Source organism: Flavobacterium hercynium (assembly GCF_002217285.1).
Taxonomy (GTDB): domain Bacteria; phylum Bacteroidota; class Bacteroidia; order Flavobacteriales; family Flavobacteriaceae; genus Flavobacterium; species Flavobacterium hercynium.
This window is the reverse complement of record NZ_MUGW01000021.1, coordinates 21941-33998: the sequence shown is the minus strand read 5'-3', so window position 1 is coordinate 33998 and position 12058 is coordinate 21941. Positions and strand designations below refer to the sequence as shown.

Below are 12058 nucleotides of genomic sequence, written 5' to 3'. Positions count from 1 at the left end.
TCTCTGATATAGTGTCAAAATTAAAAATTTAATCCTGAATGTATGTTTTATTTCCGTTTGAGTTAATGTAATATTTACCACCTTTTGGTCCGGTATATACTTTTTTACCATTGTATTCTCCGGTAACTTTATCAGCAACTTTCGGTGCTTTTTCGTTTGTTTCTTTTACTGTTTTGGTTGTTTTAGCAGCTGTTTTTTTCGTTGCAGCAGCCTCTTTTTTTACAGCATCAGCTTTTGCTTCTGTCTTTTTTGCGACAGCTTTAGTACTTTCTGCTTTTTCTTTAGTTGCTTTTTCTTTTGCAGTTTCTTTTTTAGCATCGGCGGTTGCTTTGTCCGCAGCCGATTTTGCTTTGTCGGATGCCTTTGTAGCTTTCGCAGCTTCTTTTTTGGCATCTGTTGCAGCTTTATCTGCAGTTTCTTTTGTTTTTTTCGCAGCAGTTTCGCTTTTCGCTTTAGTTGTTTTAGGCGCTGTCTGACCGTAAAAATTACTAGACAAAACAACTATAAAACAAAGCAGTAATAATTTTTTCATAAGTTAATAGATTTTAAATTTCAACTAAAATTAGTAAATATATTGTAATGTTTTTCGCAAAGCGTTAAAAATAAGCACGAAGCTGAACGTTGCCTGTATGAATCGTATTTCCCGTCTCGCTTTTTCGTCCCTGATAATTAACATTGACATCCAGAAACTGTGTTATGTTTTTCTGTAGAAGCAATTTCCAAACCAGATTTTGCCCTTGTTGAAGACCTTCTAACATTTGAAAACCTACCGATGAAAATTCATTTCCGCTGAATTTATTCTGATAAAAAGAAAACTCCCCATTGATTGTTACTTTTTTATCGCCTGCAAAAGAAAACGATGTTCCGATTCGGTTTTGCAATAACGTTTCAGCATCTCCAATTTGATTTTCCTTGGTTTGAAATTCATAAAAGAAATCTAAACTCGTGTTTTTTGAAAACAAGTAACTAATCTTAGGAGCAATTTGATATCCTTGTAAATCGTAATTCTTTTCTATAAAATCCTCAGATAGTAATGTTGTTTTTATGGTTTTGGTAAAGAAATTAAAGAGCCAGCTTTTCTGATACAAATGCGTGTATTGCATTTGGTGCGAATTGTTGGCAACCTTCTGCGAACCTACAGAAAGTAGATTTTTACCTTTATTGATGAGATAGGAATAAGTAACAGAATGTTTCTGTTTGCCTCGGTTATAGTACAAACTGTTTCTGAAACTTGAATTTAAGCCTAGCATATTCTCATCATCACCACTAAACGGATTCAATTCAAACGAACCGCCATTATTTCTAACCTTACGATCCATAATAAAGGAAGTTTGATTGTAGAAATAAGAAGCCAGCTTTCTAAAACCCGTTTTATTTTGCCATTGCAGAGGATTTAAAGTAACCGACTGCGAAAATTTATTTTGATTGGTTTTAATGTAAACCTGATTTGGTAAAAAGATGCGTATAAATTTTGCCTGATCCGGAAAAGGAGCAATTTCAAACTCTTCCAGTTCCTGAATTCCGTTCCCATTATAATCGTTCCAGGTATAAACTCCTTGGCCGGCAGCAACTTCAATATAGGTAAATTCCTGTTGTGCGATTGTTCCGGAACTGGTTTCATAGACACTTCCAATTTGCATAAACTGATTGAAGAATCGGTCGTTGTATAGGATTCTTGAATTTAAGGAAGGCTCCGTCTTACGTGTTGAATCTGTAAAATCAAGCGTACGATAATTGGCGTAAACGGCTAAGTCAGTTTTCTTATTCTGAATTAATTTCGATTTCAAAACATACATTTTGGAATTGTTTACATGCTGGAGTATACCGTTTTGTAAACTATCATTGCGTCGCTGTAGATATCCAACTTCAACAAAAACTTTTGTACTATCGCCACGACCAACAAAAACGCCATATTCAGAAAATCTTTGGCTCAAGGCCGAAAACAAATTGGTTGCTTTATCTTTTTCCTGATTATCTTCAATCTGTATACTTCCGCCTACCCAGTTTTTTCCGAAATGATATTTGGTTTTAGAAAGGTTTCTGATAAATTTTGATGTAGAAGTAGTGGCATCAGAATTTAAAAAGCTTCCTTGATTTTCAATCGTCCATTTGTTCAATTTAAAAAAAGCATTTGCAGTATGCCTGCTTCCGGAATAACTTTCCGTGTAATCTAATTTTTCGAATTGATAAGTAAACAAACCAATGTTTGAAGTTTCTTTGTTGTGAAATAAATCAAAATTTAAACCTGAAACCAATAAACTCTGATTACCCAAAAGAGTAGAATTTAGATTCCAGTCACGATTAAACTCAATATTATACAAACGTTCTACAGATTTAAAATCTTCCTGTACAAATTGATAATTCGCAAAAGCATCTAAAGTCCAGTCTTTTGTAAACAACCGTTTTTTGACGTTGGTTTTAAAAGCGAGTCCATCATTGTCACTGTCATTAATAGGAGAAAATAAATTTTGATCGTAATTGCTCATTGCCAATTCAAAGTCAGCCAGTGTTTTTTCGTCAGGATTGTATTTCCCTAAAAAAGTAGCCACCTGAATTTTCATTGGCGCCACTAATTTAACCACAGGTTCATAATTTCCTTGCAAAACGCCATTTACAGGAGCAATGTATTCGTAAATACGCTCCACAGAATTATTGTTTTGTATGATGTAATTTCCGCCATTGTTGCCGACTAGACTGAATTTTACATTGTACAAAACATCGCTGGAGTTGTTGGAGTATTCATAAACTTCAACACCATTGAAAATTGCTTTTTTGTACAAAATTTTATTTTCAGAATATTTGTCTTCATAAGCTGATGGGGCAATCATTAAGTTTTGATCATCTCCCGCCTGACTTAAGATTTGAACTTGCTCGGTAGAAAGATTTTGTTGTAAAGGCTGGTTTTTTAAATCATTTTCAGAATACACATAACCGCCAAAACTCCAGCTTTTATTTTCATGAGTAGCGCCGGCGTAAGTCACCAATCGGTTATAATTTCGCTCAGAATATTGGTACTCTACATTAATTCTCATTTCTGAAGTAATCGTAAAAAGCGAAGTAAAAATGATTTCTCCAGCATTATAATTAATTACATAATCGTTGTTTTCTCCTCGTTTTAGCAAAACACCATTTACATAAACACGCTCAGAACCTGAAATTACCAAGACATACAATTCGCCATTTTGACCTTTTAATTTATAAGGACCCTGATTGCCTTCCTGTCCTGTAAAAGTACTTTTCGCATATTGTCCCCTTACGAATGCTACCGAGGCGAAAACATTCGATTTGCTCTCTTCATCACCAAAATCAACGCTGGCAGAAAGACCTTGTACTTTTTTATTAAAATTGAGAAATTGCGTTTTTCTGTTTTCTAAAAAAACATCACCTGCCCGAATATTCCATTTATCGCTAAAAAGTTCCATGAAAATATTATCAAACTGATCTAGTTTTTGAGAATAACCACCATCCTGAAGCGGAATGTTACTGTCCTGCAAAGAAGCTCTTAAACTAACCTTGTCTGAAATTTTTCCTGTAATCTGAAGATCTAAATTGGAGTTTAAAACCGTATTCTGATTATTTCCAATCGTAATGCCACGTGTAATACTTCCCGAAGTACTTAATCCGTCAAACGGAGTAAAAGTTTTGGTGTTAGCATTGTTTACTTTGTATAATTTATCAGTTCCAACATCATTGCTCACCACTTGACTATCCTGATAAAGACCATATTCTTTGGTCAGGAAATCGGGATATTTTAAATAATTGACAACTAAAGTGTCTGAAGTAGAAGTGAAGTTTTCGTTTAAAAGTAAAAAACCTTTTTGAAAATTTACTTTATAAAATGTAGAATCAATGGTTTCATTTCTGGTATTTAAAAGCTGAAAAAAACTCGGGTTAATGCTGAATTTCTCCAAATGAATCGTGTCTCGCGTACTTATTACTTTTTTGGTTTGATACGATGATCCTGTTTCCTGCGCCTGAAGACCAGAAAACCAGATAAGCACCGTAAAAAACAGTAATTTTTTCAACATAATGACTTTAACTCTAAAAAGCCAAAAGTAGTATTTATAATTGGTAAAATTAGTGCGGTATTTTTGTTGACCTTATAGCTGAAAAGTTGCAACTGAAGAATAGTTAAAAAATAATTTGGGATTGCTGAATCAGGTTCCAATAAAAAAGGTTTCATTTTAATGAAAAAATGAAACCTTTGGCATTCTTGGTTAGTTAGTTGTTTAATTTAATTCTTTGGTAACAATTTGCATTGTTTCACGGCTTACTTGTTTTAGTAAAACCTCTTTGTTTGCTTCCACAATGTGAGAAGCCTGTTCGTTAAAATGACGAATAGTATATAAGGTAACATTCTCGCTATAATCTACTTTGAATTTTTTAGAAAGAATAGCATTCAAGTCATTGAAATTTCCAAATTTATCTTCAACACAAACAGAAAAACTAATCGCTGAGTTCTGTATTAAGTTTACTTTTATTTTAAATTCATGAAACAAAGCAAAAATCTCACTGATGTTTTCTTCCATAATAAAAGAGAAATCTATAGAGGAAAGCGAAATTAAAAGCTGGTTTCTCTTTACAATAAAGCAAGGGAATTGAGGCTCTAAGTCTACACCTTTAGAAACGCAAGTTCCTTTTAGCAGCGGATTGATAAAAGATTTTACGTATAGCGGAATTTCTTTTTTCTGTAATGGCTGTAATGTTTTTGGGTGAATAACCGTTGCTCCGTAGAAAGCCAATTCAATAGCTTCACGATACGAAATTTGATTCAGTAAAGTCGCATTTTCAAAATAACGCGGATCGGCATTCATAACACCCGGTACATCTTTCCAGATCGTTACACTTTCGGCATTTAAGCAATAAGCAAAAATTCCGGCAGTATAATCAGAACCTTCACGACCTAATGTTGTAGTAAAGTTATTTTCGTCAGCACCTAAAAATCCCTGCGTAATATTTAGCATTTTTCCCGGAACTATTTTGCTGATATTTTGTTGTGTTGTTTCCCAATCAACTTCGGCATCTCTGTAATTCGCATTCGTTTTGATGAAGTTACGAACATCCAGCCATTGTGTTTTGATACCTCTGAAATTCATGAAGTAACTTAAAATAGTAGTAGAAATTAATTCTCCAAAACTCACTACCTGATCGTAAACGAAATTATAGTTTGGTGATTTATTGTGCGCTAAGAAATATTCTAATTCTGTAAACTGTGCTTGTACAGCAGCAAAAACGTCTTGTTTTTCGTCTTCAAATAAATCTAATAATATTTGATTATGATAATTTTTGATTTCCTGTACAGATGCTTCAAGCTCCACAGATTTGTCAAAATAATTCTTGATAACAACTTCAAGTGCATTTGTTGTTTTCCCCATAGCAGAAACAACCAAAATCACATCTTCGTAACCTACTTTTTGTAAAACGTCGTATACGTTTTTAATCCCATCTGCATCTTTTACAGATGCTCCACCAAATTTAAATACTCTCATTATTAATTTTCGATTTTATTTTTGAATTTCACTTTTATAAGACAAAGTGAAATCCGATATTTTTATAATTTTTCTAGGAAGGTATTAACTCCTGCTTCATCCATTTGTACTACTTGCCAGCCGTCCAGAATTTTTGCACCTGAATTTTTATAGAAATTCACTGCCGGCGTGTTCCAGTCCAGAACATTCCATTCTACTCTGCGAACATTATCACGTTTTCCCTGTTTCATGATTTCAGCATAAAGTGCCGATCCTAATCCCGTTCCACGCATTTTTTCTTTTACAATTAAATCCTCAAGATGTATTGTTTTTCCCTTCCAGGTAGAATAGCGATAGTAGTACAACGCGATTCCAACAATTTCTTTTGCTTGTTTGTCGTTTTCAATTTCAGCGACAAAAACATGAAACAAAGGTTTTTCACCAAAACCATCACGTTTTAAATCTTCTTCGGTTATAACAACTGCTTCAGGTTCTTTTTCGAATATCGCCAACTCCTGTATCAGTCCTAAAACCGCCTTCATATCTTCAGGATTTCCTTTTCTAATATTCATAATTGTGTAAAATTTATTATCTTTTGTTGTATTACTTCGGTGCTTGTTTTTTTTGAAATATTCAACTCTTTTTTTGTTTTTCAGCCAATTCCGTACTATTCTTAAAATTAGCCAGATATAAGCGAATATCCCCCGTTTTTATACTATCGTTTTTGCCATTATTTAGCAAATATATAATAGTAGCAAACTAACAAAATAATTTTTAAATCATTCTCACAAAAAAGACGATATTTGTGACTTAAATTTAAAATTACAACGATATAGTAATGGAAGAACGCAATAAAACACTAGGAGAGTTTATTATTGAGAATCAAAAAGCATTTCAGTATTCGTCGGGAGAGCTTTCCCGAATCATCAACTCTATACGTTTAGCGGCGAAAGTCGTAAACTATAAAGTAAACAAAGCGGGGTTAGTCGATATTATTGGCGCAGCAGGCGAGCAAAATATTCAGGGCGAAGACCAGCAAAAATTAGATGTGTATGCAAACGAAGTATTTATCCAGACGTTAATAAACCGTGAGATTGTCTGTGGTATTGCATCGGAAGAAAACGACGATTTTATAACAGTTCAGGGGAGCGACAACTGTCATAATAATAAGTACGTGATCTTGATGGATCCGCTTGACGGATCATCGAACATAGATGTAAATGTTTCTGTAGGGACCATTTTTTCTGTGTTTAGAAGAATTACACCAATAGGAACGCCGGTAACTAGCGAGGATTTTTTACAACCAGGCGTAAATCAGGTGGCAGCAGGATATGTTATTTACGGTACTTCGACCATGTTAGTATATACAACAGGTCATGGCGTAAATGGTTTTACCTTAAATCCTGCCATCGGAACTTTTTACCTATCGCATCCTAATATGAAGTTTCCCGAGAGCGGAAACATATATTCGGTCAACGAAGGGAATTATGTTCATTTTCCGCAAGGCGTAAAAAATTACATTAAATACTGCCAGCGTGAAGAAGAAGACAGACCTTATACGTCAAGGTATATTGGAAGTCTCGTTGCCGATTTTCATCGAAATATGATCAAAGGCGGAATCTATTTGTATCCAACAAGTTCTAAAGCACCAAAAGGGAAATTGCGTTTGTTATACGAATGCAACCCAATGGCTTTTATAGCAGAACAGGCAGGCGGAAAAGCGACAGATGGTTTTGGCAGAATCATGGAAATTCAGCCAACAGAATTACACGAGCGTGTTCCGTTTTTCTGCGGAAGCCGTAAGATGGTAGAGAAAGCTGAACAGTTTATGGCGGAAAGTTAATCTAAAGTGTCAACCTAACAGGTTTTTTAAACTTGTTAGATTTCTATTTGAATATTAAAACAAAACCCGACAGATTTTTGAAATCTGTCGGGTTTATAATTTAAAATGCACATAACAATTAAGTGTGAGGAATGTCTTATTTTTGATTAATAAAAATCTACTAACCTTTACCTAAATAACTTGTATGAAAAAAATAACTACTTTATTGCTAATGTCATTTTTTTTGTTGATTTCCTGTACTAATCAGGAGGACGGAAAATGGGATGATAATATTAAACTGTCTCAAAAAGAAGTCACTTTTGACTCTGAATCAAATACCGTTACCATTTCAACCAAAGATGGGAGATGGTGGCTTAATCAAGTTGCTATTAATCAGGAGCTGATCGATATAAGTAAAGTTGATGCAATAGCAAAAGACTTTACGATTACTAATGCTGAATTTCAAATAGAAAGAAAAGAAGGAAAACAAATAATTATAACGATGAATAAAAATACCACTGGAGCTGACAGAAGATTGATTGTTGGTGTGCAAAATGGTAATTACTATGATGGAATAGTTGTAAATCAGTCAAAGTAAAATAAAAAGCAAACCCGACAAAATTTTAACTCTGTCGGGTTTTTAATTTTACAATTCAATTTTAGAAATCAGCATGTAACTGAACGCTAAAAAGCTGAATACTGTATGTTATTTATTCATGTTTTCCATTTCGAAAACGAAAGTATCTAAATCTACTTTTTTGTCTACTAAAGAAAGTGCTTTTGCAACAATATAGTTAACATTTCCCGGAGTAAAACCAAGAGCTAATCCCATACGTCTAAGCATTACTTCCTGAAGATCTCCTAAATGATGATCAACATGTACCATTCTTGCTAAATCATACAAACGCTCTAGACGCTGCGTATATAAGTAAGGTGGGTTTATTGGGTGTTTCCAAGGATCTTTAAGGATTTCTTTGTATTCGTCTTCTGAAATTTGTAATGTCGAAGAGATTTTATTCAAAAATTCTTGTTCCTCTGGACTAATTTTTCCGTCAGCAAAAGCTACACGCACAATTGCAGAGAAATGACCTCTGTTTCTTTGTTTGAATTCGTTATCAAATAATTCTGAAAATGGCATAATTAATTAGGGTTTTTAAGTAACAAAGATAAATCTATTTTTAAATTATTAATTTTAAAGTTGTCATAAAATTTATCGTATTTTTATGCGTTGTTTTAATTGTGGGGTTTCCTTAATTTTCAAAATTAATCGTATGTTTACAACCCCTTAATCAATTAAAATAATAATACCTATGTCAGATTTTTGGATTTATTTTCAGATAGGATTAAAGCATGTTTTAGATATTAATGCTTACGATCATGTTCTTTTTTTAATCGCATTAACCGTTCCTTATACCTTTAAAGACTGGAAACGCATTTTGATTTTAGTTTCTGTTTTTACAGTTGGTCACACGTTAGCTTTAATGCTATCTGTTTTTGGAATTGTTGCCGTAAAAGTAAGCTTGGTAGAGTTTTTAATTCCGATTACGATTTTAATAACTGCTTTTTTCCATCTTTTTACAGCCGGTAAAGCAACTAAAAATGAAAGCCTTAATCTGATATTCTTTGTAACATTGTTTTTTGGTATAATTCACGGTCTTGGTTTCTCTAATTATTTTAAGACAATTTTAGGAGGTACGCCAACATCGAAATTACTACCTTTAGGCGAATTTGCATTAGGTATCGAAGCAGCACAAATAATTGTAGTTTTTGTAGTTTTGGTACTGTCATATATTGTGCAAACCGTGTTTCGTTTTTCTAAACGCGACTGGGCACTTGTAATGTCGGCTTTTATTATTGGAGTTGTTGTTCCGATGATTATTTCAAGCCCGATCTGGAACAGATAAAATTAAATGGAAGTAAAAAAATTAAATAAATACGATAAAGCGTATTTGCGCATCGCCAAAGAATGGAGTTTGCTTTCGTATTGCAAACGCAAACAAGTTGGTGCTATTATCGTAAGAGATCGAATGATTATTTCTGATGGATACAACGGTACACCATCAGGATTTGAAAATTGCTGCGAAGATGAAGACGGATTAACCCGTTGGGATGTTTTGCATGCTGAGGCAAATGCAATTTTAAAAGTAGCCCGATCTACACAATCCTGCGAAGGAGCGACATTGTATATTACACTTTCACCTTGTAAAGAATGTAGTAAATTAATACATCAGTCAGGTATTACCAGAGTAGTATATCATAATGGATATCGCGATGATTCGGGAATTCAATTTTTAATAAAAGCAGGAGTAGAGGTAGAACATATTCCTGTTTTAGAAGAATAATGAAATTTAATTCGACATATTTACCTATCCTCATAGGAGCAGTTTTTGCTCTTGGCATAGTTCTCGGAAGCAAGATGAATGCTCCTGAGGATGATCGTATTTTGGCAAAAAATTATTCAAAAACCAAACTGAATAAATTAATCGATTTTATTAATACTGAATATGTTGACAGTGTTAATACCGATTCGATAGTAAACCTTACCGTCGATAATATCTTATCAAAACTAGATCCGCATTCCGTTTATATTCCGCCAAGCGAACAAGCAGAAGTTGCTGAAAGCATGAAAGGTGATTTTGTTGGAATCGGAATTAACTTTTATATGTACCGTGATTCGGTTGCGATCATCAGACCAGTAGAAAACGGACCTTCAGCGAAAGCGGGATTAAAATCTGGAGACCGAATTTTGTTTGCCGGAAAAACGAAATTATTTGGTCGAAAATTACCTTCAGACAGCTTGTTCTCAAAATTAAAAGGCGTTAAAGGTTCTGAAATAGAATTGACAGTTTTTAGAAAGTCTGAACAAAAGAAATTAAAGTTTAAAATAAAGAGAGATGTTATTCCGCTAAAAAGCGTAGATGCTTCTTTATTGCTTGAAAATAAAACAGGATACATCAAAATCAATCGTTTTGCTGAAACAACTTATAAAGAATTCAAAACCGGATTAGCAAGATTACAGCAAAACGGAATGGAATCGCTTATCATTGATCTTCGTGATAATGGCGGTGGTTATATGGAAGAAGCGGTAGCAATTGCCGACGAATTTTTGAAAGACAAGCAACTTATTGTTTTTACTAAAAATAAAAATGGTTCTACCGAAAAAACATTTGCGACAAAAGAAGGAAGTTTTGAAACCGGTAAAGTATATGTTCTAATAAACGAAAACAGTGCTTCTGCTAGTGAAATCTTGGCGGGAGCTTTGCAGGATAATGATCGAGGAACTATCGTAGGACGTCGTTCTTTTGGAAAAGGATTAGTACAGCGCGAAATGGATTTTAATGACGGATCTGCCGTGCGATTAACGGTAGCACGATATTATACGCCAACAGGAAGATCGATTCAAAAGCCGTATAAAAAAGGCAATGATGAATATTTTAAAGAATCAGAGGATCGTGTTAAATCCGGTGAATTGTATGCAAAAGACAGCATCAAAGTAGCGGATTCATTAAAATTCAAAACACCAAAAGGTAAAATCGTTTACGGTGGGGGCGGAATCGTTCCGGATGTTTTTGTTCCAATCGAAGCAGAACACGGAAATGAAAATGTTGCCTATTTACTGCAAACCGGAATTGTGGGACACTTTGTGTTTGAAACACTCGATCAAAACAGAAATGCTTTTGCGGGACTTCGTTTTAATGAGTTTCTTGATAAAATGAATAAGACTGATGTTTATTTTAAGAAATTTCAAAACTATATCGTAATGACAGGTTTAGATTTGAAATTTGATAAAACGAAAGCTTTAGTCAATCGTCACATTGCAGCAGAATTTGCCAGACAACTTTATGGTGAGCTGTATTATTATGATGTGATTTTAAAAGACGATGCTATGATTAAGTCCATTTTAAAGTCTAAAAAATAATCTTTAAATTTTGTGTCAGATGAAAGTAGAAACTATTGTAAATGCTGAAATCGAACTTTTAACAGCAATTAAAACAGCTGATGTTGCAACGTTGGATAAACTCCTGCATCATGATTTGCTTTTTAATTTACCGAACGGACAAACTATTACAAAAGAATTTGATTTACAATCATATCGTTCCGGTAAAATGAAAATCGAGGTAATAGAAGCTTCTGACCAAATTATTAAAATAATTGATGATTTGGCTGTTGTTGCAGTAACGGTGATGTTGAAAGGTACATTTGATGGTGCTGTTTTCAATGGAGTTTTTAGATATAATAGAGTTTGGAAACAATTTGATGAAAGTCTAAAAGTAATTGCAGGAAGTGGTGTGGCTTTACAATAGAAATAATAATAATTTTTTAAAATATAATATAATAAATTTTGCGTAAAATGAGCGAGATTTACAATTAAACAATAAACATGAAAAATTTAAAAAGAATAGGATTCTTGGCGGTGTTAATGACACTTGTAATCTCTTGCGCTTGTATGAAAGATAAAAATACGGTTTCAGGAAAAGTTGAATCGATTGAATTTGGAAAAGACGGTTATACAGCTAAAATAAATACAGATAAAAATGAAGTTTATTTTGCAGTTATTAGTATTGTAAATGTTGGCGGACCGCAAAACTACAAGAAATTGAAAGAAGGAGACGAGGTTTCATTAAAAGGTGAGATCTGGAAAACAGATACGGAGAAACATATTAAAGTAAAGGAAATCGTTTCAGTGAAATAGTTTAATACTGCAACAGTATTGAAATTTTAAAAACCATTAAAAGATTAAGATAATGTAGCTGCAAAGCTTAAGTTC

Annotated in this window: 12 protein-coding genes; 7 read left to right on the top strand and 5 right to left on the bottom strand. The window is 33.7% G+C overall.

The annotated features are described in order from the left end of the window. Positions 1 to 28: 28 nt before the first annotated feature. The 4 genes from B0A66_RS11040 to B0A66_RS11025 all read right to left on the bottom strand — a co-directional run bounded on the left by B0A66_RS11040 (position 29) and on the right by B0A66_RS11025 (position 6040). On the bottom strand, positions 29 to 532 hold the full coding sequence (locus B0A66_RS11040) for a hypothetical protein (RefSeq protein ID WP_089049897.1): 504 nt from the start codon (positions 530 to 532) through the stop codon (positions 29 to 31). A 64-nt stretch (positions 533 to 596) separates the two neighbouring features. Next, positions 597 to 4028: a hypothetical protein gene (locus tag B0A66_RS11035; protein WP_089049896.1), complete on the bottom strand. Its 3432-nt coding sequence runs from the start codon at positions 4026 to 4028 to the stop codon at positions 597 to 599. A 201-nt stretch (positions 4029 to 4229) separates the two neighbouring features. Further along, positions 4230 to 5489, bottom strand: a complete 1260-nt coding sequence (locus tag B0A66_RS11030; protein WP_089049895.1) for an aspartate kinase — start codon at positions 5487 to 5489, stop codon at positions 4230 to 4232. Positions 5490 to 5551: 62 nt separating this feature from the next. Next, positions 5552 to 6040, bottom strand: a complete 489-nt coding sequence (locus B0A66_RS11025; RefSeq protein WP_089049894.1) for a GNAT family N-acetyltransferase — start codon at positions 6038 to 6040, stop codon at positions 5552 to 5554. Between the two features lie 266 nt (positions 6041 to 6306). On the opposite strand from B0A66_RS11025, the gene fbp reads away from it, so the two are divergent. Together fbp and B0A66_RS11015 are read left to right on the top strand one after the other, a co-directional pair. Continuing rightward, positions 6307 to 7311: a class 1 fructose-bisphosphatase gene (gene fbp, locus B0A66_RS11020; RefSeq protein WP_089049893.1), complete on the top strand. Its 1005-nt coding sequence runs from the start codon at positions 6307 to 6309 to the stop codon at positions 7309 to 7311. A 184-nt stretch (positions 7312 to 7495) separates the two neighbouring features. Next, the gene (locus B0A66_RS11015; RefSeq protein ID WP_089049892.1) at positions 7496 to 7888 is read left to right on the top strand and encodes a fimbrial biogenesis chaperone; all 393 of its coding nucleotides are present in this window, start codon (positions 7496 to 7498) and stop codon (positions 7886 to 7888) included. Between the two features lie 108 nt (positions 7889 to 7996). On the opposite strand, the gene B0A66_RS11010 is transcribed toward B0A66_RS11015, so the two are convergent. Then, on the bottom strand, positions 7997 to 8428 hold the full coding sequence (locus B0A66_RS11010; protein ID WP_089049891.1) for a tellurite resistance TerB family protein: 432 nt from the start codon (positions 8426 to 8428) through the stop codon (positions 7997 to 7999). A 172-nt stretch (positions 8429 to 8600) separates the two neighbouring features. Between B0A66_RS11010 and B0A66_RS11005 the strand changes: the two genes are divergently transcribed. The 5 genes from B0A66_RS11005 to B0A66_RS10985 all read left to right on the top strand — a co-directional run bounded on the left by B0A66_RS11005 (position 8601) and on the right by B0A66_RS10985 (position 11983). Beyond that, positions 8601 to 9194, top strand: coding sequence for a HupE/UreJ family protein (locus B0A66_RS11005; protein ID WP_089049890.1), 594 nt, complete (start codon positions 8601 to 8603; stop codon positions 9192 to 9194). A 6-nt stretch (positions 9195 to 9200) separates the two neighbouring features. Then, positions 9201 to 9632, top strand: coding sequence for a deoxycytidylate deaminase (locus B0A66_RS11000; RefSeq protein WP_089049889.1), 432 nt, complete (start codon positions 9201 to 9203; stop codon positions 9630 to 9632). After that, positions 9632 to 11209, top strand: coding sequence for a S41 family peptidase (locus B0A66_RS10995; protein ID WP_089049888.1), 1578 nt, complete (start codon positions 9632 to 9634; stop codon positions 11207 to 11209). The genes B0A66_RS11000 and B0A66_RS10995 overlap by 1 nt, the downstream gene beginning before the upstream one ends. Positions 11210 to 11228: 19 nt before the next feature. Further along, entirely contained in the window at positions 11229 to 11594 is a 366-nt protein-coding gene (locus B0A66_RS10990) for a nuclear transport factor 2 family protein (RefSeq protein WP_089049887.1), read from the top strand. A gap of 77 nt (positions 11595 to 11671) precedes the next feature. Continuing rightward, positions 11672 to 11983: a hypothetical protein gene (locus B0A66_RS10985; RefSeq protein ID WP_089049886.1), complete on the top strand. Its 312-nt coding sequence runs from the start codon at positions 11672 to 11674 to the stop codon at positions 11981 to 11983. Positions 11984 to 12058 lie beyond the last annotated feature (75 nt).

Bases quoted from the DNA above. Each gene is read 5' to 3' on its own strand.
- B0A66_RS11040 (WP_089049897.1), bottom strand. From the start codon at position 532: ATGAAAAAATTATTACTGCTTTGTTTTATAGTTGTTTTGTCTAGTAAT.
- B0A66_RS11035 (WP_089049896.1), bottom strand. From the start codon at position 4,028: ATGTTGAAAAAATTACTGTTTTTTACGGTGCTTATCTGGTTTTCTGGT.
- B0A66_RS11030 (WP_089049895.1), bottom strand. From the start codon at position 5,489: ATGAGAGTATTTAAATTTGGTGGAGCATCTGTAAAAGATGCAGATGGG.
- B0A66_RS11025 (WP_089049894.1), bottom strand. From the start codon at position 6,040: ATGAATATTAGAAAAGGAAATCCTGAAGATATGAAGGCGGTTTTAGGA.
- fbp (WP_089049893.1), top strand. From the start codon at position 6,307: ATGGAAGAACGCAATAAAACACTAGGAGAGTTTATTATTGAGAATCAA.
- B0A66_RS11015 (WP_089049892.1), top strand. From the start codon at position 7,496: ATGAAAAAAATAACTACTTTATTGCTAATGTCATTTTTTTTGTTGATT.
- B0A66_RS11010 (WP_089049891.1), bottom strand. From the start codon at position 8,428: ATGCCATTTTCAGAATTATTTGATAACGAATTCAAACAAAGAAACAGA.
- B0A66_RS11005 (WP_089049890.1), top strand. From the start codon at position 8,601: ATGTCAGATTTTTGGATTTATTTTCAGATAGGATTAAAGCATGTTTTA.
- B0A66_RS11000 (WP_089049889.1), top strand. From the start codon at position 9,201: ATGGAAGTAAAAAAATTAAATAAATACGATAAAGCGTATTTGCGCATC.
- B0A66_RS10995 (WP_089049888.1), top strand. From the start codon at position 9,632: ATGAAATTTAATTCGACATATTTACCTATCCTCATAGGAGCAGTTTTT.
- B0A66_RS10990 (WP_089049887.1), top strand. From the start codon at position 11,229: ATGAAAGTAGAAACTATTGTAAATGCTGAAATCGAACTTTTAACAGCA.
- B0A66_RS10985 (WP_089049886.1), top strand. From the start codon at position 11,672: ATGAAAAATTTAAAAAGAATAGGATTCTTGGCGGTGTTAATGACACTT.